The following is a 19,814-nucleotide window of genomic DNA, read 5'->3' on the forward strand; positions in this document are numbered from 1 at the left end:
AGGCTGTATACACAGCCTCCAACGGCGCTTACTGACGTTACAGGTTACAGAGTCTCTGTTTGGCTGCGTCGTATTCGGCCCGTAACTGAGCGACCAGGTCGCCTACCTTCTGTACTTTCTTCACTGCACCAACACCCTGGCCACAACCCCAGATATCTTTCCAGGCTTTGGCATCGGTGTTGCCGCCGGAGCCAAAATCCATTTTTGACGGGTCGCTTTCCGCCAGTTGCTCGGGATCGAGTCCGGCATTGATGATGGATGGCTTCAGGTAATTACCGTGCACACCGGTGAACAGGTTGGTGTAGACGATATCCTCCGCCTGGCTGTCCACCAGCATCTGCTTGTAAGCGTCTACGGCATTGGCTTCGTCGGTGGCGATAAACACCGAACCCATATAAGCGAGGTCAGCGCCCATGGCCTGGGCCGCGAGTATGGAGTCACCCCGGGCAATGCAGCCGGAGAGTGCCAGGGGCCCGTCAAACCAGGCACGGATCTCCTGGATCAGGGCAAAGGGCGATTGGGTTCCGGCGTGGCCGCCGGCGCCGGTGGCAACGGCGATGAGACCGTCGGCGCCTTTCTCAATGGCTTTGCGGGCAAAGGCATCGTTGATGATGTCGTGCAGCACAATACCGCCGTAGGAGTGGATGGTCTCGTTGACATGCTCCTTGGCGCCGAGGGAAGTGATAACCACCGGCACCTTGTATTTCACACACAGCTCCAGGTCTTCCTGCAGGCGATTGTTTGAATTGTGCACAATCAGGTTGACGGCAAATGGCGCGGCCTGCTGTTCCGGGTTAGCACTGTCCCAGTCCTGCAATGCAGTAGTGATCTGCTGTAACCAACTTTCAAAAACACCTTCGCCACGGGCGTTGAGGGAAGGAAAGGAACCGACCACACCGGCCTTGCACTGTTCAATCACCATGGTGGGATTGGAGACAATAAACATGGGAGAGGCGATTGCCGGCAGTTGCAGACTTCCCTTGAGTACATCAGGTAAGGCCATGGTTTTTCCTTTTTCTGAAATCGGTCTGGTTCAAAAGCAAATTGCCGCCTGCTGCCTGGCAGAGTGCCAGTGCGTGCAAATTTCAGGCGGCGGCAAGAATAGCACCGAAACGCCCCCTAGCCCAGAGTTGGGGGGCTTCAGCAGCGGCGGCCAATAGCCCGGGCCGGGTTGCCAGCCACCTTGGTGTAGGGCTCCACATCACGGGTCACCACGCTGCCCATACCGACCACGGCACCATCGCCAATGGTCACGCCATCCACAATGCCCACCCCGGCGCCGATCCAGACATCACTGCCAATGCGAATGCCGCTCGAGGTGACCGGCTGGTCACGAATTAACCGATCGGCGTCCATGCCATGATCAAAGGCGTAGATGGTGCAGCGGGCGGCGATACGGGTGTTGTCACCAATCTCGATACCGGCTCGGCCACCGTCCAGTATGGCACCCTGGTTGATACCGACGTTGTTGCCTATCCGCAGCGGTCCGTGCAGGAAAACTTCGGCGGCGATCTGGCAGCGGTCACCCACCACAATGTCGCGCCCCGGCTCGGCAAACAGTGCTGCTTCCGGTGCAACAAAACCGCCGTCTCCGAACCGTATGGTTTCAAGAGCCATCAAGGTTTGCTGGATTTCAGCTTGCCAGGGCTCGGCCCATTGCCGGTGTTTGGGCTTGAGGGTGAAGTAGAGCCAGGGCATGTAGCTGAGGCGGCGTTTGTGTTGCCGGGTGTAATCGATCATGGCGGAATGGCAGGTTGGGGAGACAGACAGGGATGATCAACAAAGTGTGGCGCGGGCACAAGCGTCAAAACAGGAAAGTGGGGGAGGTGGCAGGTGCCCGCCGGATGACTCACTGTAAACGCTGCCAATTAGAGCTTGTTCAATAGTATCGCACTCTGCACTCAGGGCAGGCGATAGCTCAGACACAGCGGACACTGATTATGTGTCGTATCCGGAGCTTCGTGACTCAGCCATTCGGGCCGGTTGAGTCTGGCGGGCACCTGACTGCAGTATAGGCTGACTGTCCGAATGCTGACCAGTAGCGAAATTAATTCAGCAAAAATTTTGCGTACACAGGGCAGTGATCAGAGAGGGTTTCCCACGGCTTGCCGTGCAACACTTCACACTGTTCCAGATAGAGGTTTTTGTAGTAAATCCGGTCCAGACTCAAGGCCGGTTGCAGGGAGGGAAACGTGGCCTGCAGGCGACCAAACTTCTGCTGGGTGGCCTCCTTGACACCGAACTTGCGCTGCAGGTAGCGATGAATGCGCCGGCTCCAGTCATTCATGTCACCCATTAAAATCACCGGGTCGGAGGGTGAGAGTTGTTGCAGCCAGCGCCCAAGCTTCTGGGTCTGGCGCCACTGCTCATAGGGTAAAAAACCCATGTGTACGCAGGCGACCTGAATGGCGCGGTGGCCCGGTACCTGGATGCGGCCATGCAGAAGGCCCCGTTGGGAGAAACGCCACTGACTGATGTCCTGGTTGAAGACACTGAGGAACGGGTGTTTGCTCAGCAACGCGTTGCCGTGATGCCCCTCCTGGTAAATGGCGTTTTTACCGTAGCTGTAGTGATCCCAGACGGAATCGGCGAGATACTCGAAATGGGCTTCACGATGCCAGTTGTCAATGCGGCTGGCATGGCCGTGGTGTTCGCCCTGTACCTCCTGCAGTGCCACCAGGTCGGCGCCGGTAGCGCGGATCGATTGGCGAATGGCGTCCAGCACGTAGTCCCGGTTGCCGAGACTGAAGCCCTTGTGAATGTTGTAGGTCAGGCAGCTGATTGAAGGGTGTTCCATGGTTTACATCCAGTAGCGCAGGGAGCGGGCAATCAGGCCCGGCAGTAGATTCAGGCTGCGGGAGTGTGATGCAGCGGTGGTGACTTCGCGCGAATATTCAAGATCCCGCGCAAACCAGGCCTGCAGTTGGGCCTTGCTGTCAGCCTGGTGTAAAAACAGGTCCAGCTCCAGGTCGTGCAGGTAACTGCGGTGATTGAAGTTGGTACTGCCGAGGATGTGCTGGTCATCAATGATCAGCAGCTTCGCGTGCAGTACCTCCGGCAGGTATTCGAATACCCGCACGCCGGCGCTGAGCAGATCCTTGTAGTAAGTAGCGGTCAGCAGCGGGAACAGGTGAATGTCGGATCGCGCTGGTACCAGAATCCGTACATCGACGCCGCGGGAGGCGCTTCGTTTCAAGGCCCTGACCACTTTGGCGGAGGGGGCAAAGTAGGCGCTCATTACCCAGACCCGTGAGCGGGCGCGACGAATACGATTCACCAGCTGCAGGTTTTTGCGCCGCCGGGCCCAGCGTGTGAGGTTGTGCCAGTAACGGCGGAGGGGATGCTTAACCGCGGAGAATTTACGCCTTTCCCAGAGCGCGCTGAAATCGGTTTGCAGTTCTGCCACAAGCGGGCCTGTCAGGCGCACCCCGTAGTCGTGCCAGTTGGCTCCGCCCTGTTCATCGCTCAGATGCACAGCGGCGATGTTCAGGCTACCGGTCCAGAGCGCTGTGCCATCGATGACGATCAGTTTACGGTGGTCACGGCGATTGATCTTGCGCAGAAAGTAGAGTGCTTTGTCGAGTACGCCACCACGGCGCAGGGAGCGCCGGTAGTGGGACAGCTGCCAGGGCAGGGGGTGATAGATACGTACATCGCCACCGGCATCTTCGAGACGCTGACTGATACTGTTGGCGTGCAGCGAACTGCCTATGCCGTCCATCAGTAAGCGTACGCGGACGCCCCGTCGGGCGGCGTCCACCAGGGCCTGCAGAATCTTTTCGCCGAGGGTGTCGAGCTGGAAGATATAAACTTCGATATCAATGCTGTGACGTGCAGTCGCCAACTCCTGCAATAACTGGCGAAAGTAACTGTCGCCGCCGTCAAACAGCTGTTCCGTGGATTGGCGGGTGAATGACAGCTCCTGATCGCCGCTCTTATTTACCGCCGTGGGATGGCTCATCGATGATGATCAGGCCATCAAGACAGGTAATGCGGATGCCATCGAGCCGCGGGTGTTTGTCGGACCTGAGTCGTTCGGCCATCTCAGCCGTATCCAGCAGTACAGTGCCAAGGTGCAGCACTCGTACCGCGACACCGCCGCAGCCGCTGTGCGTGAGCAGGTCGCGCAATTGCAGGCTGTTGACTTCGTAGCGACCGCTGGGAAATTGTTCGTGTAACTCCACAAATTTATCGTACTGCATGCATACTCCTTGGCGGACCGGGAGATTTGATTGTTCCCGGTGGCTGGCTGCATCCGGGTGTCAGTGTTGATACTGATACAGACCCGGGTAAACCTTGTTGATATAGTGCAACCGTTTTTATTGTTGCCGGTGTGGCGGAGACGAAACGCCTTGAATTACTCCTTGCTTGATCATAATGCCGATTTTGTCGTCGTCAACAAAGGGTCGTCGATTGAGGTGCACAATCCCCAGCACCCGGATACGCAAGCGGGCGTCTCTGGCGACCACGGATTACTGGCTCAAGTCGCCCGTGACTTGGGTCTGGAGCGGGTCTACCCCGTGCACCGGCTCGACCGGGGCACCAGCGGAGTTATGATCATGGCCTGCCACGCTGCCGCCAACCGGCAGTTGTCGATGGCGTTTGCCGCCCGTCAGGTGCAGAAATTCTATCTCGCCGTCAGTGACTCCAGGCCGGCGAAAAAACAGGGACTGGTAGCGGGTGACATGGAGAAAGCCCGGCGTGGCAGCTGGAAGCTGGCGCAGTCCCGCCACAATCCGGCGGCGACGCAGTTTTTCAGTAAATCTCTGGGCGGCGGAAAGCGGCTTTTCCTGCTCAAACCCTGTACAGGCAAGACCCATCAGCTGCGGGTAATGATGAAGGCCATCGGTGCACCCATTCTCGGGGATAGCCGCTACGGTGGCAGCGCTGCAGATCGTATGTACCTGCACGCCTGGCAACTGCAGTTCCCGTGGCAGGGACAAGCCCGTGGTTATGCGGCGTTGCCGGAGTCCGGGGCATGGGTTGGGGATGTTAGCCTGACAGAAGCGCTGGCCGAGTGGCAGGAACCGATGAACCTGAGCTGGCCGAAATTACCGCCCGGGCTGGTGATTACCAGTGAAGGCGCAGGAAAAGAGGAGTAATTAGCGGGGGAGCAAGCCCCCGCTGAGAGGTCACGGGGAAGGATCCCTGTTACTCGTACAGGCAGAGGTAGGCGCTCTCAACCACGGCCGTGACCTTGAAGCTCTGGTTGGCTTCCACTTCGAAGGTTTCGCCCTGGGAGAAGGTCTGCCAATCAGCAGCGCCAGGCAGCAGCACGCGCAGCTGGCCGGAGGTGACGGTCATATACTCTTTCTGGGAGGTACCAAACTCATAGTCCCCCTGGGCCATAACACCGATGGTGGCGGGCAGGGTTTCGGTCTGGAATGCAATGGATTTTACCTTGCCATCAAAGTATTCGTTGGTTTTGAACATGGTTTGGGTACCTGCAAATAAAGGCCGGTTGTCCGCAGCTGGCGGCCCCCGGCATAAGTGAGGCGGCGATTATAAGGACGGCGGGGCGGCTCAGCAATGCCGCCGGCGCTGTCCGTCGGTTGCAATCCGGGGGCTTACGTGTAGTCTGGGGCGACATTCAGCCGCCTTCGTTGAACACAGGCCAGACAGTATGCACAACCCGTTTCTGGAGCCGTTACAGCAACTGTTGCTCCAAAACCCCCAACGACAGTGGACCGAACATGAACTGCTGCTGGGGATGGTTCAGCAAGGCCTGCTGGACCCCGCCTACGGCCGCGATTCGATGGCACTGTTCCATGCCCACTTCCTTACCATGAATGCCCTCTACCAGCTGCGCACCATGCTCTGGAACGAACAGCAGTGGTCGCTGCTGATCACGCCCCTGGAAATTCGTCTGCAGAGCACCGGCAGCGGAGAGGGGATACTTGCTGGTGACACCGCTGACGAAAGGCTCGCTCAGTACTACCTGGATTGGTCCAACTTCCAGCGCGCCGACCGGCGCTCCATCGGCGAAATGTTGCAGGAGTTCTGGCGGCGATTTGTACGTCCACCGGGTCGCGAGAGCGCTCTCCAGGTTCTGGGCTTACAGGACCCGGTGAGTGATGGTGAAATTCGTCAGCGCTACCGCCAGCGGGTAATGGAGTGTCATCCGGATCGAGGTGGCAGTGTCGATGATATGGTGGCGCTCAATCGTGCCATGGAGACCCTGCGGCATCCGCGCAACTGACCTGGACCTATGACAATTCTCTGGCACAAGAACGAAGCCGGCACCCGCTATGAGGTGCGCAGGGCGGGTAATGCCTTACGGCTCTACAGTAACGGTGTTTTCCATAGCCAATACAACCCTGTACAACCGGTGGCTGGCTCTGTCTGGGACATGTTGCTGGTGCCTGCATTTCTGGCCAGGAACGGGCGTCCCGGGCGGGTGCTGGTTCTGGGCGTGGGCGGTGGGGCAGTGATCCGGCAGTTGAACGACTTCCTGCAGCCCGACCTGATTGTGGGTGTGGAGCTGAATCCGGTACATCTGCATGTGGCGAAACGCTTTTTTGGCGTAACCCAGGCTAATGTCACCCTGTTGCAGGCGGACGCCCTGCAGTGGTTACGTCATTACCGGGGGCCGGCCTTTGATCTGGTGGTGGATGACCTGTTCGGCGAGTGTAATGGCCAGCCGCAGCGAGCCATTGCCGCCGACCAGGGCTGGGCCGAGTCTCTGGACCGGCTTGTCAGTCCGCAGGGCGCCCTGGTTTCCAATTTCGACAGCACCCTGGCACTGCGTCGGAGTCACTGGTGCCGGGACCCGTCGCAGCTGTTGCGGTGGTCGCAGGCTCGGGTGCTGAGCACCGCAGCCTTCGAAAACCGGATGTTGGTCCTGAGCCGGGAATACTGCTGTGACGACGAGTGGCAGCAGCGTATGGCGGCGCAGCACCCGTCGCTGGATCGCAGTCGTCGCAGTTGTCCGCTTAACTACGTTTCTCACCCGCTATGGTAGAACGGTTGGTGGGCGGGATGCCGGAACGTGGCGGACAGGGTTGTCAGTGTGACGACCCGCTCAGAGCGGCTGGCTGAGTCGCACCACCTTGAATTGACGATCATTGGCCAGAATCTCTGCCTTGCGGAAATAGTCCAGGGCCAGAGTTTCCAGTGCAATAAACTGGTTCACCACCAGCAACGCGTGAGCACTCTGTTGGGTGCGATCCAGCAGACATGCAGTTTGACGCAGGAAGGTCCTGGTCAGCTCACTGCTGGTGTCAAACCCCTGGTGAAAGGGTGGATTGCAGAGCACAACTTCAAAGCGTGAGCTGATCTGCTGGCCGCAGTCATCCGCACTGAGTGCAACCTCAAGACCGGCGTTACGGAAATTGGCTTCCGCACATTGTATCGCCGCAGCATTGTTGTCGGTGGCGGCGCGACTCGTGATGGGCCAGTGGCGGGTGCGCAGGGTCAGGTAGCCATAGCCACAGCCAAGATCCACCAGGCTTACCGGAAAACCACTCTTTTCATAGAGTGTCTCAGCGGTATCCATCAGCAGGCGACTGCCCTGATCTTCCTTGTTCCAGCCGTAGACGCCGGGTTTCGACAGCACGGTAACCGGTGTCGCACCATCGAGTTCCAGCACGGCTCGCAGGCGGCGGTAATCCTTGTCATCCAGCTGTTGCTCCGGTAGCCAGTCGCTGTGTTTGACCAGTTCGGCACTGTAACAGTTGCCGGATTTACGCGCGGCCTGGCGATCGCCAAACAGTTTGCCGGCTTTTTCGACGTAGCCTTTGATACCCTCGTTCTTTTCACCTGCCAGCCACAGCTTGCCGCCGTGTTTCAGCAGCCGCCAGGCCTGGTTTATAACGTGATGTACGACAGGCCTCTCTTTGGAAACCCGGTACACCACCTGATCCAGTGTCCCATCAGCAAAGTTGCTGAAGTCAAAATCGCTGAAGCTGCATTCCAGTCCGCGATTGTTGGCTGACTGTTGCAGGTCAAAACGGTTGGTGACCAGCAGCAGCTGGTTGTGGGGGGCAACTGCTGATACGTCGGCGGTTACATTTTCATCCGCAACCCAGAGGGTTTTGGCCTGCGCATTGCGCAGGGCCGGGGCGATCAGGGACAGGCTGTTGTCGGTCATGTGATGGCTTGCTGTTGCGAAAAGTCAGTGGGCGCCGACGCTGGCGATTTCGGTCTCAGACAGCGGGCGATAGTCACCTTCGGCCAGCTCTTCTTCCAGTACGATGTCACCCACCTGCAGCCGATGCAACTCCTCCACGCGGTTGCCAACAGCGGCAAACATGCGCTTTACCTGATGGTACTTGCCTTCACTGATGGTGAGTAGGCATTCGTTGGTGTACAGCTGTTGCAGGGTGGCGGGCTGGGTGGGCTTGAATTCGCCTTCCAGCATCACACCTTCGGCGAAGCGCGTGGCGGTGTCCGGTGTGATGTCTTCGGCCAGGGTCACATGGTAGGTTTTGTTGCAGTCACGGCGGGGGCTGGTGACGGCGTGGTTCCACTGGCCGTCATCGGTAATCAGCACCAGCCCGGTGGTGTCGATATCCAGGCGGCCGGCGATCTGCAGCTTGTCCTTGTTGGGCTCATCCAGCAGCTCCAGTACCGTGGGGTGTTCCCGGTCCTGGGTGACACAGACATAGCCTTTGGGCTTGTGCAGCATAAAGTAACGTGGTCCGGGGGCCTGCAGGGGTTCGCCTTCCAGGGTCACCACGCTGTCTTCGGCAACCTGCAGTGCGGCATCCTTGGTGACCTCGTCGTCCACGCTCACCAGACCGCTGCGCAACAGGCGTTTCACCTCTTTGCGGGAGAGGTCGGTGACCTGACTGATGTATTTATCCAGGCGCATGCTGGTCTCCTGTTGGGTGGGTGGTGTGGTTTCCGAGCCAGGCTTCGGGCAGCGTCGGCAGCCAGCCAAAACGATCCAGCAGGCGCTGCATGGTGGCATCCAGTGGCGCATCGAGCTGCAGCGGGGCACCGGTCAGGGGGTGCTGCAGGCAAAGCCGGGCGGCATGCAGCAACAGGCGGGGGGCATCCAGGTGATCGCGAAAATAGCGGTTGTGGCGCCCGCGGCCATGTTTGGCATCACCGATGATCGGGTGATTGATGTGTTTCAGGTGGCGACGTATCTGGTGCTTGCGGCCGCTGAGGGGCAGGCACTCCACCAGCGCATAGCGACTCTGGGGGTAGCCTTCAATGCTGACCGGCAGTTCGCAGTGGGCGAGGGTGCGGTAGCGGGTCTGTGCCTCCTTTGCCGGCTTATCTGCCTGTGCCTTACGGTCGGCGATCTTGTCCGGCTCTTCCCGCAATGGGTGATCGATCAGGCCTGCCTCCGGCGGAAAACCCCTGACCACCGCCAGGTAATGTTTTTGCACGCTGTGGGCGGCGAACTGCTCGCTAAGGGCCCGGGCACTTTCGGGACTGAACGTAAAAAGCAGTACCCCGGAGGTGGGCTTGTCCAGCCGGTGTACCGGGTAAACGTGGCGACCACACTGGTCCCGTACCATCTGCAGCGCAAAGCGGGTTTCGTGGCGGTCGATCATACTGCGGTGCACCAGCAGGCCTGAAGGCTTGTTGACGGCTATCAGTGTGTCGTCCTGATAGATTACAGGCAGGGCTTGCATGGTGGCGTAAACCGCGGTGGGGAGGGTAAGGAGCAGGGGGCATATCTGCCCCCTGGAATCGGATCAGCCGATCTTGCGTTCACCGGAATCAACAGATTGATAGATCAGGGTGTTGATGGTCATGGGACCCACACCGCCGGGAACAGGGGTATAGGCGGCGACGCGCTCTTTCAGGGGCTCGAGTTCAATGTCGCCCACACCGCCCGGGTGATAGCCGGCATCGACTACTACAGCGCCATCCTTGATCCACTCCGCCTTGATGAATTCCGGTTTACCCACGGCGCCAACCACAATATCCGCCTGGCGAATGTGGTCTGCCAGGTTTTGCGTGCGGGAGTGACAGATGGTGACGGTGGCGTTGGCGCCCAGCAGCATCATGGCCATGGGTTTACCGAGAATAGGGGAGCGACCGACGACGACGGCATGTTTGCCAGCGATATCGATGTTATAGGCTTCCAGCAGGCGCATGATGCCCTTGGGCGTCGCACAGCCATAGGCCTCTTCACCCATGCTCATGCGGCCAAAGCCGAGGCAGGTAACGCCGTCTACGTCCTTTTCCAGGGCGATGGCATCAAAACAGGCGCGCTCGTCGATCTGCTCGGGAACCGGGTGCTGCAGGAGGATGCCGTGGACGTTGGGATTGGCGTTCAATTCTTCAATTTTGGCCAGCAGTTCGTCAGTGGTGGTCTCTTCCGGCATCTCGACCTTGAGGGAGTCCATACCGATTCGGGTGCAGGCATTGCCCTTCATCTTGACGTAGGTTGCGGAAGCCGGGTCGCCGCCCACCAGGATCGTGGCCAGGATCGGGGTCTGGCCGCCGCTCTTGGCTTTCAGCTCAGCCACACGGGCAGTCAGTTCTTGTTCCGTTTTTTGGGCCAGCGCTTTGCCGTCCAGAACCAGTGCAGTCATTCAGGGTACCTGTTTGAACCGTTATTAGGGGGGTAGTATGAAAGCGCGCTATTGTCCCACAAGCTGCTCGGGGGGCCAACTGCGCAGCTTGTGGATCTGCTGTTGGCCCCGGCTTTGGCGGGTTCTGCAAATCGGCCTTTAAGTAACTGGCCAGATTGAAAATTTTTTTCACAAAAGCCGTTGACGGAAAAAGGGGCCATGGGTAATATGCGCACCTCCTCAAGGGCGACAGCACTTGCGGAACAAGTCGGAGTGTAGCGCAGCTTGGTAGCGCATCTGGTTTGGGACCAGAGGGTCGGGGGTTCGAATCCCTCCACTCCGACCACTATTTCTCAGTTCGAGCCTGGGAAGGCATGAGTCTAGGGCTCAGCAGTTGCCGCAAGGCAATCCAAAAGCGCCCGTAGCTCAGTTGGATAGAGCATCCGCCTTCTAAGCGGATGGCCGCAGGTTCGAATCCTGCCGGGCGCGCCATTTTCGGCGCGGGCCGGACACACCGTTCAATGGTGGGCGTAGCTCAGTTGGTAGAGCCCTGGATTGTGATTCCAGTCGTCGTGGGTTCAAGTCCCATCGTCCACCCCATTTTCTCCCCCTTCGATTGCTATTCTTCACCGGCTTCACGCCGGCCAAGCCGTTTCTGATTATTCCTGCGCGGTCTTCAGCTATGCCCCTGTTCGCCGCTGTAGACGCACGACCTGAAGCGCATATACTTGAACTGGGCTGCAACAACCTGTTGTAGCCATCCCGTTGAGTTTTTGCGGTTCAGTTACGCAGTTGATGGAGTCAACCCATGACGACAGAGCAGGAATTGCATCAGGCCCTCGCCAAATTGAAGCAGGTTATGCGCGAGGCACTGGGAGATCACGAAAGGGATCTGTTTGGTGATATTGCTACCCGCATCGCTGGTGGGCATCCGGATGAAAATGTGAAGGATGAGCTGGCGGAAAAGGCTGTGGAGTTCGAGGTATCTCACCCGACTCTGGCCAAGACCATCAAAGAAGTGATGGAAACTCTCAAGAATATGGGGGTTTAAGGGGAGTTTGAATGTGCTCCTCCCCGTTCCTTGCCCGGGGAGGAGGTCGGCTGATTCGGATGGTCAGATTAAGCGATCAGTGAAGATCTTCACCCAAGTCCAGCTGTGGTTTTTCGTGGCCATGATCGGCCCGCTTGCCTGATACCTCTTTCAGCTTTCTTTCTGCAGCTTTAAACAGGTCCCTGACAGCGATATGCAGTGATGCATTGTCCTGATGCAGAATGACCGGTTGCCCCTTGATACCAAGCTCGATCTGCGCCCTGAAGAGCTTGCCTTTATTACTGTGCTGGTGAGGGGTGCCGAGAACAACACGGCTGCTGTTGATCTGATCGCAAAAGCGGTTGAGCTTATCGAGTTTGCGATGAATGGTGTGGTTGAGCGCCTGAGAGGCGTCGATGTCGCGGTAAACAATTGCATTAGGTGAGCGCATAGATTTCTCCTTCGCCTTGCTAAGGATCCGTTTACGAAAACAGGTGGCCACCTGAACTTCACTATTGCGCCACGCGCTGACGAATTCAAGTCTTTTTTACAGCTTTGTTACTCAAAACGGGTTTGTGTGTTCCGGATCAATTAACGGTTGTTAAGGCGGTGGGCGCGGTGGCTCTCTACTGCTCTCCTTCGAGGCAAACTGCCAACAGGTCGCATTGAACTTCGTGCAACAGGTTGTCCCGGGTGGTGCCGAACAGGGCGCGCCATTTGCCGTGCGGGTGTCCACCCACAACGATCAGGTCGTAATTACCAGACTGCTGTACCTGCAACAGATCCTGCACCGGGTCGCCAAACTCTATGCGTGCCTGGTCAGGCTTCAGACCCTGCTGGTCAAGCAGTTGTTTCAGTCGCGGAAAGAGTTGCTGGCGGATCTGTGTTTCCGTTACCACATGGTATTCGCCGGGTTGCTCACCATAGCCGCTGATAGGGTGCTCGGCTACGTGGACCACCGCGATGGCTGCAGGATCTGCTGACAGGGCGATGGCACGTTGCACTAATAGGTGGCACTTTTCAGTCAGGTCAACAGCACACAAAACTTTGCGGTACAGCGCCATGGATAAGCCTCCTGCATGGTGGTATCGGCTGGGCAAAATTTGACCGAATGCATCCCAATTATGACGTTTGGCCATGCCCGGCCACTTGTAATCAACAGAGCTGATCGGTAGAGTTGGCGCCTATTATTCAAACCACAAATATTAAATTAGCTGCTTAGTTATAAAAGCAATATTCAAGCAGTCATATTACGCAGCAACCCAAGACTCCCAGACTATCATGAAATTCAAAATCTTAGTGGCACTGCTACTGGCTTCCGCCAGTGTGTCCAATACTTTCGCCGCCGAGGCGCCGGGGCCCGAACAGGACAAGTTGGATCAGTACTACCAGGCCCAGGAGCTGAAGCAGTCCCAACTGGAAGAGTACGAAAACGAAGCCTACGGTTATGAGACCAAGCTCGATCAGGCGCGTAAAGAGCTGAAGGAGGCTGAGGCCGAATTCGACGCCGCCAAGAAAGCCGAGGTAGAGGCCCGTATCGCCTATGCCGGTGACGAATCCCAGGATAACGAACGTGCGGTGCGTCTCGCTGAGCACGCGCTGGCCATGGCCGAGCGGGGCGTACGCAACCGCGCCAAGCGACTGACCTTCGCGGAAGAGCGGCTGGCAGAATTGGACGGTTCCCAACAGGCGCTGAAAACTGAACTGGCTGATCTGCAGAAGCGTATCAAGACTCAGGAAGCGGTGGTCCGCGAAGCCGAATCTCGTCAGGATGCCGAGCAGAAGCGCCTGTTGGCCAAAGCGGAGGCGGCACGCCTGGAAGCGGCCAAGCGACGCGCGGCAGACGCTCCCAAGGCAGCGCCCGAGAAAGTCGCGAAAGCGGCTCCGGCCCCGGCAGTTGCTGCGGCAGCAACACCCGAAGAGCGCAAGGCGGCAGCTATCGAAGCCTTGTCCGACCTGGACCGCCAGGCGTTGGGCTATATCAGCACCGAGATGGAGCGCTTCAAGCAACTGAGCCTCGGTAGCAACGCGCGACCACTGTATCGCTTCCTGAACCTGCAGGGCGACAAGGTGAAAACAACTGATTTTGAGCATCGCGGCAGGGACCAGTACTGGGCCGAAGCTGTGGTCAGCAAGGGACCACAGGAGTTTCGCATCAACAACTTCAAGTTTTCCCGTATCGTTCCGGCGGCTCATGACGGCGAAACCTACGTATTCATTTTTGACTCCAAGCGCGCCTCCCGCCCGCGCCTGATCATGTTCAAAAAATCACTGCTGGATCTGATTTAAACGGGTTCCGCACTGCCTACGGGCAGCTTGGGGCCCTGACGAGAGGGCCCCATGACTTCTTCCTCTTTCCCTGTTCCCGGGGATCAATCAATACTCCTTACCGGGGTGACCGGCTTTATTGGCCGTGAGCTCCTGCCTCTGCTGCTGGCGACAGGCTACCAGTGCTGGGTCCTGACCCGTCATCCGCCCAGGTCCGCCGGCCACAGGGAACTCTTCTACTTCTCTGACTTTGAGCATCTGCCTGAGCAGCTTCCTGCTTCGGTCATCAATTTGGCTGGGGAGGGAATCGCTGACAGGCGCTGGACCGGTGCGCGCAAGCACCAGCTGACGGATAGCCGGGTCGGGGTTACGGATTCTCTGCTGCGGGCTTACCGTGACCGTAACCAGTCCATTACGCGCCTGCTTTCCGGATCCGCCGTGGGGGTTTACGGCTGCCGCAAGGACAGCATCCCCCAAGCAGAGCATATGCTGCTCCCCGGAGTGCTTCCCCATGGGCATGAGGAGGAGTTTGGTGCCCGGTTATGTGCCGCCTGGGAACAGTCTGCGCTGGCAGCAGTAACCGGGGGCAGTGAGGTATGCCTGTTGCGAATCGGCCCTGTGCTGGCCTCTGACGGGGGTATGATTGCCCGCCTCAGGTTGCCATTTCTCCTGGGTATGGGAGGGCCAATAGGCAGTGGAACCCAGTGGCTGAGCTGGATTCACCGGCAGGACCTGTGTCGCGCTATCCTCTTCCTGTTGCAGGCTGAACATTTGCCGGGCTGTGTGAATCTGGTGGCCCCGGCAGCGGTGACCAATCTTGAGTTCGCCAGGGCTCTGGGCAAAGCCTGGCGGCGGCCGGCGTTTATGCCTCTGCCTGGTTTGGCTGTGCGGCTGCTGTGGGGGCAAATGGGTACGGAGCTGTTGCTCGGTGGGCAGAGAGTGGTCCCGGAGGTGTTGCAGCAAGCGGGATTTGAGTTCGACTTTCCTCAAGTGACGGATGCTTTGCGCTCGCTCTGACGGGCGTTCAGGCGTGTGTCAGGGGAACCCTGAGTAAGGGGTGATAGATACTTCCGTCCGGGGTCAGCTGGCTCTCAAACAGGGCCACACTACGAACCGGTAGTGGAGGCAGTCGCAGTCCGGCTGGCAATTGTCGGGACAATTCGTCGGCGATCTTTTGCCTGGCGGATCTTTTACGTCTGGCGAGGGTAATGTGTGGCCGGAAAGGCTTGCCCGTCGGCTGATAGGTTGCCGGGTCAAGGCTCGCGACCAGCTGCCGCTGTAAATCCTCCAGTCTATTTAGTTGTTCCCGACCAAACAGTGCCACTATCAAATCTCCTCGTCGACGATTGAGGAAATCTATTCTCTGTGGCTGCAGTGAGAATTCATGATGATCACGGCACGAGAGCATTGCGGTTGCCAGGTTATGCAGCAGGCCCGGAGGCAAGTTGCCAAGGAATACAAGGGTCAGGTGATAGTTGTGCCGGGGGATTTCTCGCCACTGCGGCCTCAGGCAGTCTGACAAGGTGCTGCGCAGCGCTGATTCCAGCAAGAGCCCGTATTCCGCTTCAACCTCTACGGCAATAAACCCGCGAAAAGGATCGGAGGAGGGGGTTGAAATCTTTTCCAGTGGATCCATATATCCTCTGCAGCCTGCTCATGAGAGGGGTTGTAAAAGAGGTTCGGTCGAACGACGGACCACACACAGACATATTGCTTAACGATAAGGGTATGACGATGAGAAATACAGATTTTTCCCCACTGTTCCGCACAGCCATTGGCTTCGATCGAATGGCATCCATTCTTGATGGGCTCAGTCGCAGCGAGCAGACCCAGGGTGGCTATCCTCCCTATAACATCGAGCTGATCGATGAGAATGAATACCGCATCACTATGGCACTGGCCGGCTTTACCCAGGAAGAGCTGGAAATTCAGGCGGAAGAGAATCTGCTGGTGATCACCGGTAACAAACAGGATGACAGTAACGGTCGAAAGTTCCTTCACCAGGGCATTGCCGCGCGTAATTTCGAACGCCGCTTCCAGCTTGCAGATCATGTGCGCGTACATCGCGCGAGCATGGAAAACGGCTTGCTGCATGTTGAATTGGTGCGTGAAATTCCAGAGGCAATGAAGCCGCGTCGGATCCCCATCGGTAGTTCCAGTCCGGCACAGGAAGAACAGGCCGCAGCGGACGCGACACTGCAGACACACGTCGCCTGATAACCGTCCCTTATACGTAGACCCCGGCAGAGATGCCGGGGTTTTGTCGCTTGTGCCCGGCGCAGAAAAAGGATGTCGTCTTGCTGCAATGTTGTATTTGTAATTACCCATGCCAACCCTGGTGGCAGGATCGGAAACGCCACTACTGGCACTGCAGCCACTGCGGTTGTGTGCAGGTTCCGGCGCAATTCTATCTTGCGGCTGCGGATGAAAAAGCGGAATACGACAAGCACGAAAACAATCCCGATGATACGGGCTACCTGACGTTCCTGGGGCGGGCAGCAACCCCGCTTATTGAGAGACTTAGAGTGCCGTCCAGCGGCCTTGATTTTGGCTGTGGGCCTGGTCCTGCGCTAAACAGGCTGCTTGAAGATGCTGGTCACACGGTATCGCTGTACGACAAGTTTTACTGCGCAGATGAGACGGTGTGGCTACGCAATTACGATTTTATTACGTTGACAGAAGTGGCAGAGCACCTGGCAGATCCGCTCGCCACCCTGGAGTTATTGTGGCAACACCTGCGCCCGGCAGGCTGGCTGCTGATCATGACCAAGCGGGTGCAGGACCTGGATGCCTTCAAACGCTGGCACTACAAAAACGATCCCACCCACATTACGTTTTTCCACTGGAAAACCTTCGAATTCCTGGCCACCAAATGGGGAACCGTTGCCGAGGCGGTTGCTGACGATGTGGTGATGCTGCGCAAGCCGGCTTAATGAGTGTCGGCGGTAAATAATTTCGCCCTGACCGTGGTGCGGTAATCGCTGGGTGTGGTGGACAGCAATTTCTTGAACAGGCTGGAGAAGTGCCCCATGTCCTGGTAACCAACCTTGTAGGCAATCTCGCTGACTGACAGGTTGCTGGTCTGCAAAAGGTCTTTCGCCATGTCGATGCGGATCTCCTGCAGGTATTGCAGCGGCGTTTTACCGGTGGCGTTTTTAAAGCGTCGGTTAAAGGTACGTACGCTCATATCAAATTTCTCTGCCACACTTTTCAGCAAGATCTCTTTCTGGCAATTGTCCTGCAGCCAGATCTGTGCCTGCACAATATCCTCGTCCGGGTGGTAGCGATGCTTGTCGTCGTAATAACTGGTGCTCTCGTATTGGCGACGGATCTCATGGGAGAAGTTGCGCTGTACGTGACTGGCCACCTCCTTGCCGTAGGTGCGGTGGATGAAGTGAACTGTCAGGTCCGCCACCGCGTTGACGCTGCCGGCGCAGTAGATATTGCCGGATTGGGTAATGAAGTACTGGCGCTTCAGCTGCACTTCCGGGTAGTCGTGGGCAAACTGGTCGAAGTAGTGCCAGTGGGTAGTGGCAGCCTTGCCGTTGAGGATTCCGGCCTCGGCGAGGAAGCAGGCTCCTGTGCCTACGGCAATCAGGATAGTCCCGCGCTCATTCTGTTGTCGAAGCCACTCCACCAGTTTTCGGTTGCGGCGCACGATAGGGCGGGGATTGCGCCAGAGCGAGGGCAGGATGACCATTTCCGTACTGCGAATGTCGTCCAGGCAGAGGTCCGGGGTCAGGGAGAACCCCGAGCGGGTGCTGACCGGGTCCCGGGTCACCCCGGCCGAGGCGATATTGAGGCGGGCTTTCTGGTGGGTCCTCGCCCGGGCCGCACTGGCCGCGGCATTCATCATCTCAATGGGGAGGGTAATACTGGTTGCCAACATCTCTTCCACCACAATAAAAGTCGCTGCCAGCCTTCGCTTCATGAAACCGCTTCTCCACGCAGATACAGATTCAACCCAAGGTATAGGCGCTGAAGGGGGGAGTGGCCGTAGCTTCACCCGCCAGATGGCTCAAATACCAACATTTATGTCCACTATACCGATAACCAAGGGGGTTGGCTCCACTTAAAATGCCTTTTAAACACCCATTTGAGTTACACAAAGGAAAAGTAGTATGGCTCGACTCCCGATTATTGTCGGTTTTGGTGGCTACAATGCCGCTGGCCGCAGCTCGTTCCATCACGGTTTTCGTCGCATGGTGATTGAGAGTCTCGATGAGCAGTCCAGGCTGGAAACCCTCGCCGGACTGGGTGTCATGACCGGGATCATCAAGGGCGACAACAGCGGATTCATCTCCACTGAGGGCGACAGCCTGTCACTCAAGGATATCGAGAGCCGTTTCGGCAAGCAGATCCTGGATGCGACCCTGATCCGCCGGATTGAGCCCAGCTACTTTGATGTGGACGCCACCCCCTGGCAACAGTCCCTGACCCTGGCTACCGACGACGGCAAGACCCGCTTCCTCCTGTCCCGCCGGCAGCTGCCCGAGGTAGTGCCGGCCACATGGCATGTGGAAGATTATTCCGATACTCATGTCTCCATCACCCTCGCCGACAACGTCGAGGTCAAGGTTGACTCCATGCGCGATATGCCGGTCAAGTCCGCAGGCCAGCTGCCCAGTGGTTTTGATCCCGCGCTGCTCTACAACTCCCGATTCCATCCTCGCGGACTGCAAATGACCATCATTGGTGTCAGCGACGCACTGCACTCCATGGGCATTACCTGGGAAGAGGTTGTGGCGGCGGTCAAGCCGGACGAGATTGCGGTTCACGCCGGCAGTGTTATGACCCAGGCAGATGAATACGGTTTTGGCGGCATGCTGCAGTCGCGTCTCAAAGGCACTCGCGTTACCGCGAAGCAACTGCCTCTGGGCCTGAACACTATGCCCGCTGACTTTATCAATGCTTATGTGCTCGGCAACGTCGGTACCACCGGTGCTGCCACCGGTGCCTGCGCTACGTTCCTCTACAACCTCAAGCAGGGCGTAGAGTCGATTCAGGCCGGCAAGGCCCGGGTTGCTATTGTGGGTAGCAGCGAGGCACCAATTACCCCGGAAATCATCGACGGCTTTGCCGCCATGAGCGCCTTGGGTACCTTTGAGGGCCTGAAGAAGCTGGAAGGTACCGACAACCCGGACCTGCGTCGTTCCAGTCGCCCATTTGGCGAGAACTGCGGTTTCACCATTGGCGAATCCTGCCAGTTTGTAGTGCTGATGGACGATGCCCTGGCGCTGGAGCTGGGAGCCCAGATCCACGGTGCAGTCTCTGATGTGTTCGTCAACGCGGACGGTTTCAAAAAGTCCATTTCCGCACCTGGTCCCGGTAACTTTATTACCCTGTCCAAGGCGGTCGCAGCAGCCCGTCAGCTGGTCGGTGACGACGGCATTCGTGAGCGCAGCTTTATTCACGCTCACGGCTCAAGCACCCCGGCAAACCGCCAGACCGAATCCGAGCTCTTCCACCGTGTGGCAGAAGCCTTCGGCATTGAGCACTGGCCGGTTGCGGCGGTGAAAGCCTACGTTGGTCACTCCATCGGTCCTGCCAGTGGTGACCAGGTCGTGTCAGCGCTGGGTTCCTTCCACTATGGCCTGATTCCCGGTATCAAGACCATCGACAAGGTTGCCGATGACGTCTATGCCGAGCGCCTGGATATTTCTGTCCAGGATATTCGCAAGCAGGGCCTTGATGTGGCCTTCATTAACAGCAAGGGCTTTGGCGGCAATAACGCCACAGGCGTCGTGCTGTCACCGGAGGTGGCCAAGCGCATGATGCAGAAGCGCTATGGCGATGAGGCCATGGCGCAACACGCAGCGCGCAGCCAGGCTGTGGAAGCGAGGGCTGAAGCCTATGAGCAGCGCGCACTGCATGGTCAGTTTGATGTGATTTACAGCTTCGGTGAGAAACTGATGGATGATTCCCAACTGGGTATTACCGATGCCACGTTGTCCGTTCCGGGCTGGGATCACGCTATCGAGTATCCCAAGGACACCCGTTACCAGGACATGGTCTGACGTAAAGGCCGGCAGCCCACCGGG

The 19,814-nt window shown here is 57.9% G+C and carries 23 protein-coding genes and 3 tRNA genes; 12 read left to right on the forward strand and 14 right to left on the reverse strand.

What is annotated here, in order from left to right:
• Nucleotides 1-37: 37 nt before the first annotated feature.
• From GSF27_RS02890 to GSF27_RS02910, 5 genes are all read right to left on the reverse strand, one after another.
• Nucleotides 38-1,003 (reverse strand): nitronate monooxygenase family protein, encoded by a 966-nt coding sequence (locus tag GSF27_RS02890; RefSeq protein ID WP_160965527.1) that lies wholly within the window; start codon nt 1,001-1,003, stop codon nt 38-40.
• A gap of 137 nt (nt 1,004-1,140) precedes the next feature.
• Nucleotides 1,141-1,740, reverse strand: coding sequence for an acyltransferase (locus GSF27_RS02895; protein ID WP_160965529.1), 600 nt, complete (start codon nt 1,738-1,740; stop codon nt 1,141-1,143).
• A gap of 307 nt (nt 1,741-2,047) precedes the next feature.
• Nucleotides 2,048-2,797, reverse strand: a complete 750-nt coding sequence (locus GSF27_RS02900; protein WP_160965531.1) for an endonuclease/exonuclease/phosphatase family protein — start codon at nt 2,795-2,797, stop codon at nt 2,048-2,050.
• A gap of 3 nt (nt 2,798-2,800) precedes the next feature.
• Nucleotides 2,801-3,961 carry a phosphatidylserine/phosphatidylglycerophosphate/cardiolipin synthase family protein gene (locus GSF27_RS02905; protein WP_160965533.1) on the reverse strand — a complete coding sequence of 387 codons (1,161 nt, stop codon included), beginning with the start codon at nt 3,959-3,961 and terminating at the stop codon, nt 2,801-2,803.
• Nucleotides 3,936-4,202, reverse strand: a complete 267-nt coding sequence (locus GSF27_RS02910; RefSeq protein WP_160965535.1) for a hypothetical protein — start codon at nt 4,200-4,202, stop codon at nt 3,936-3,938. The genes GSF27_RS02905 and GSF27_RS02910 overlap by 26 nt, the downstream gene beginning before the upstream one ends.
• A gap of 150 nt (nt 4,203-4,352) precedes the next feature.
• Between GSF27_RS02910 and GSF27_RS02915 the strand changes: the two genes are divergently transcribed.
• Complete coding sequence (locus GSF27_RS02915) at nt 4,353-5,102, forward strand: TIGR01621 family pseudouridine synthase (protein ID WP_160965537.1); 750 nt, start codon at nt 4,353-4,355, stop codon at nt 5,100-5,102.
• Between the two features lie 49 nt (nt 5,103-5,151).
• On the opposite strand, the gene GSF27_RS02920 is transcribed toward GSF27_RS02915, so the two are convergent.
• Entirely contained in the window at nt 5,152-5,433 is a 282-nt protein-coding gene (locus GSF27_RS02920) for a pyrimidine/purine nucleoside phosphorylase (RefSeq protein ID WP_160965539.1), read from the reverse strand.
• Between the two features lie 190 nt (nt 5,434-5,623).
• Here GSF27_RS02920 and GSF27_RS02925 point away from each other — a divergent pair, with 190 nt between their 5' ends.
• The gene (locus GSF27_RS02925; RefSeq protein WP_160965541.1) at nt 5,624-6,199 is read left to right on the forward strand and encodes a DNA-J related domain-containing protein; all 576 of its coding nucleotides are present in this window, start codon (nt 5,624-5,626) and stop codon (nt 6,197-6,199) included.
• 9 nt (nt 6,200-6,208) lie between these two features.
• Nucleotides 6,209-6,961, forward strand: a complete 753-nt coding sequence (locus tag GSF27_RS02930; RefSeq protein ID WP_160965543.1) for a spermidine synthase — start codon at nt 6,209-6,211, stop codon at nt 6,959-6,961.
• Nucleotides 6,962-7,021: 60 nt separating this feature from the next.
• Here the strand turns inward: GSF27_RS02930 and GSF27_RS02935 are convergent, their stop codons facing one another.
• The 4 genes from GSF27_RS02935 to folD all read right to left on the reverse strand — a co-directional run bounded on the left by GSF27_RS02935 (nt 7,022) and on the right by folD (nt 10,496).
• A complete protein-coding gene (locus GSF27_RS02935; protein WP_160965545.1) occupies nt 7,022-8,089 on the reverse strand; it encodes a methyltransferase in 1,068 nt (355 codons plus the stop codon).
• Nucleotides 8,090-8,113: 24 nt separating this feature from the next.
• Nucleotides 8,114-8,812 carry a 16S rRNA pseudouridine(516) synthase RsuA gene (rsuA, locus tag GSF27_RS02940; protein WP_160965547.1) on the reverse strand — a complete coding sequence of 233 codons (699 nt, stop codon included), beginning with the start codon at nt 8,810-8,812 and terminating at the stop codon, nt 8,114-8,116.
• Nucleotides 8,799-9,587, reverse strand: coding sequence for a tRNA pseudouridine(65) synthase TruC (truC, locus tag GSF27_RS02945; RefSeq protein WP_160965549.1), 789 nt, complete (start codon nt 9,585-9,587; stop codon nt 8,799-8,801). The genes rsuA and truC overlap by 14 nt, the downstream gene beginning before the upstream one ends.
• Before the next feature lie 63 nt (nt 9,588-9,650).
• Entirely contained in the window at nt 9,651-10,496 is an 846-nt protein-coding gene (gene folD, locus GSF27_RS02950; protein WP_160965551.1) for a bifunctional methylenetetrahydrofolate dehydrogenase/methenyltetrahydrofolate cyclohydrolase FolD, read from the reverse strand.
• Nucleotides 10,497-10,744: 248 nt separating this feature from the next.
• Between folD and GSF27_RS02955 the strand changes: the two genes are divergently transcribed.
• From GSF27_RS02955 to GSF27_RS02970, 4 genes are all read left to right on the forward strand, one after another.
• Nucleotides 10,745-10,821 (forward strand) — tRNA-Pro (locus GSF27_RS02955).
• A gap of 69 nt (nt 10,822-10,890) precedes the next feature.
• Nucleotides 10,891-10,967: transfer RNA gene (locus tag GSF27_RS02960), tRNA-Arg, on the forward strand.
• Between the two features lie 32 nt (nt 10,968-10,999).
• Nucleotides 11,000-11,075: transfer RNA gene (locus GSF27_RS02965), tRNA-His, on the forward strand.
• Nucleotides 11,076-11,283: 208 nt separating this feature from the next.
• The gene (locus GSF27_RS02970) at nt 11,284-11,526 is read left to right on the forward strand and encodes a DUF4404 family protein (protein ID WP_160965553.1); all 243 of its coding nucleotides are present in this window, start codon (nt 11,284-11,286) and stop codon (nt 11,524-11,526) included.
• 76 nt (nt 11,527-11,602) lie between these two features.
• Here GSF27_RS02970 and GSF27_RS02975 read toward each other — a convergent pair whose 3' ends face one another.
• On the reverse strand, nt 11,603-12,007 hold the full coding sequence (locus tag GSF27_RS02975; RefSeq protein WP_370462551.1) for an HPF/RaiA family ribosome-associated protein: 405 nt from the start codon (nt 12,005-12,007) through the stop codon (nt 11,603-11,605).
• A gap of 124 nt (nt 12,008-12,131) precedes the next feature.
• On the reverse strand, nt 12,132-12,644 hold the full coding sequence (locus GSF27_RS02980; protein WP_160965555.1) for a universal stress protein: 513 nt from the start codon (nt 12,642-12,644) through the stop codon (nt 12,132-12,134).
• 142 nt (nt 12,645-12,786) lie between these two features.
• Between GSF27_RS02980 and GSF27_RS02985 the strand changes: the two genes are divergently transcribed.
• Both GSF27_RS02985 and GSF27_RS02990 read left to right on the forward strand, forming a co-directional pair.
• On the forward strand, nt 12,787-13,794 hold the full coding sequence (locus tag GSF27_RS02985; protein ID WP_160965557.1) for a hypothetical protein: 1,008 nt from the start codon (nt 12,787-12,789) through the stop codon (nt 13,792-13,794).
• A 51-nt stretch (nt 13,795-13,845) separates the two neighbouring features.
• Nucleotides 13,846-14,790, forward strand: a complete 945-nt coding sequence (locus tag GSF27_RS02990) for a TIGR01777 family oxidoreductase (protein ID WP_160965559.1) — start codon at nt 13,846-13,848, stop codon at nt 14,788-14,790.
• 7 nt (nt 14,791-14,797) lie between these two features.
• On the opposite strand, the gene thpR is transcribed toward GSF27_RS02990, so the two are convergent.
• A complete protein-coding gene (gene thpR / locus GSF27_RS02995) occupies nt 14,798-15,409 on the reverse strand; it encodes an RNA 2',3'-cyclic phosphodiesterase (protein ID WP_160965561.1) in 612 nt (203 codons plus the stop codon).
• A gap of 98 nt (nt 15,410-15,507) precedes the next feature.
• On the opposite strand from thpR, the gene GSF27_RS03000 reads away from it, so the two are divergent.
• Together GSF27_RS03000 and GSF27_RS03005 are read left to right on the forward strand one after the other, a co-directional pair.
• Nucleotides 15,508-15,990: an Hsp20 family protein gene (locus GSF27_RS03000; protein WP_160965563.1), complete on the forward strand. Its 483-nt coding sequence runs from the start codon at nt 15,508-15,510 to the stop codon at nt 15,988-15,990.
• A 32-nt stretch (nt 15,991-16,022) separates the two neighbouring features.
• Nucleotides 16,023-16,706 carry a class I SAM-dependent methyltransferase gene (locus GSF27_RS03005; RefSeq protein ID WP_160965565.1) on the forward strand — a complete coding sequence of 228 codons (684 nt, stop codon included), beginning with the start codon at nt 16,023-16,025 and terminating at the stop codon, nt 16,704-16,706.
• On the opposite strand, the gene GSF27_RS03010 is transcribed toward GSF27_RS03005, so the two are convergent.
• Entirely contained in the window at nt 16,703-17,704 is a 1,002-nt protein-coding gene (locus GSF27_RS03010; protein WP_160965567.1) for a GlxA family transcriptional regulator, read from the reverse strand. The genes GSF27_RS03005 and GSF27_RS03010 overlap by 4 nt on opposite strands.
• A gap of 190 nt (nt 17,705-17,894) precedes the next feature.
• Here GSF27_RS03010 and GSF27_RS03015 point away from each other — a divergent pair, with 190 nt between their 5' ends.
• Nucleotides 17,895-19,790 carry a beta-ketoacyl synthase gene (locus GSF27_RS03015; protein ID WP_160965569.1) on the forward strand — a complete coding sequence of 632 codons (1,896 nt, stop codon included), beginning with the start codon at nt 17,895-17,897 and terminating at the stop codon, nt 19,788-19,790.
• Nucleotides 19,791-19,814 lie beyond the last annotated feature (24 nt).

Origin of the sequence: Pseudomaricurvus sp. HS19 (assembly GCF_009857815.1) — a bacterium.
GTDB lineage: Bacteria > Pseudomonadota > Gammaproteobacteria > Pseudomonadales > Cellvibrionaceae > Pseudomaricurvus.

What these genes read in the sequence shown, in the direction of transcription:
- GSF27_RS02890 (WP_160965527.1), bottom strand. Translation starts at nt 1,003, where the DNA reads ATGGCCTTACCTGATGTACTCAAGGGAAGTCTGCAACTGCCGGCAATC.
- GSF27_RS02895 (WP_160965529.1), bottom strand. Translation starts at nt 1,740, where the DNA reads ATGATCGATTACACCCGGCAACACAAACGCCGCCTCAGCTACATGCCC.
- GSF27_RS02900 (WP_160965531.1), bottom strand. Translation starts at nt 2,797, where the DNA reads ATGGAACACCCTTCAATCAGCTGCCTGACCTACAACATTCACAAGGGC.
- GSF27_RS02905 (WP_160965533.1), bottom strand. Translation starts at nt 3,961, where the DNA reads ATGAGCCATCCCACGGCGGTAAATAAGAGCGGCGATCAGGAGCTGTCA.
- GSF27_RS02910 (WP_160965535.1), bottom strand. Translation starts at nt 4,202, where the DNA reads ATGCAGTACGATAAATTTGTGGAGTTACACGAACAATTTCCCAGCGGT.
- GSF27_RS02920 (WP_160965539.1), bottom strand. Translation starts at nt 5,433, where the DNA reads ATGTTCAAAACCAACGAATACTTTGATGGCAAGGTAAAATCCATTGCA.
- GSF27_RS02925 (WP_160965541.1), top strand. Translation starts at nt 5,624, where the DNA reads ATGCACAACCCGTTTCTGGAGCCGTTACAGCAACTGTTGCTCCAAAAC.
- GSF27_RS02930 (WP_160965543.1), top strand. Translation starts at nt 6,209, where the DNA reads ATGACAATTCTCTGGCACAAGAACGAAGCCGGCACCCGCTATGAGGTG.
- GSF27_RS02935 (WP_160965545.1), bottom strand. Translation starts at nt 8,089, where the DNA reads ATGACCGACAACAGCCTGTCCCTGATCGCCCCGGCCCTGCGCAATGCG.
- rsuA (WP_160965547.1), bottom strand. Translation starts at nt 8,812, where the DNA reads ATGCGCCTGGATAAATACATCAGTCAGGTCACCGACCTCTCCCGCAAA.
- truC (WP_160965549.1), bottom strand. Translation starts at nt 9,587, where the DNA reads ATGCAAGCCCTGCCTGTAATCTATCAGGACGACACACTGATAGCCGTC.
- folD (WP_160965551.1), bottom strand. Translation starts at nt 10,496, where the DNA reads ATGACTGCACTGGTTCTGGACGGCAAAGCGCTGGCCCAAAAAACGGAA.
- GSF27_RS02970 (WP_160965553.1), top strand. Translation starts at nt 11,284, where the DNA reads ATGACGACAGAGCAGGAATTGCATCAGGCCCTCGCCAAATTGAAGCAG.
- GSF27_RS02980 (WP_160965555.1), bottom strand. Translation starts at nt 12,644, where the DNA reads ATGGCCAAACGTCATAATTGGGATGCATTCGGTCAAATTTTGCCCAGC.
- GSF27_RS02985 (WP_160965557.1), top strand. Translation starts at nt 12,787, where the DNA reads ATGAAATTCAAAATCTTAGTGGCACTGCTACTGGCTTCCGCCAGTGTG.
- GSF27_RS02990 (WP_160965559.1), top strand. Translation starts at nt 13,846, where the DNA reads ATGACTTCTTCCTCTTTCCCTGTTCCCGGGGATCAATCAATACTCCTT.
- thpR (WP_160965561.1), bottom strand. Translation starts at nt 15,409, where the DNA reads ATGGATCCACTGGAAAAGATTTCAACCCCCTCCTCCGATCCTTTTCGC.
- GSF27_RS03000 (WP_160965563.1), top strand. Translation starts at nt 15,508, where the DNA reads ATGAGAAATACAGATTTTTCCCCACTGTTCCGCACAGCCATTGGCTTC.
- GSF27_RS03005 (WP_160965565.1), top strand. Translation starts at nt 16,023, where the DNA reads ATGCCGGGGTTTTGTCGCTTGTGCCCGGCGCAGAAAAAGGATGTCGTC.
- GSF27_RS03010 (WP_160965567.1), bottom strand. Translation starts at nt 17,704, where the DNA reads ATGAAGCGAAGGCTGGCAGCGACTTTTATTGTGGTGGAAGAGATGTTG.
- GSF27_RS03015 (WP_160965569.1), top strand. Translation starts at nt 17,895, where the DNA reads ATGGCTCGACTCCCGATTATTGTCGGTTTTGGTGGCTACAATGCCGCT.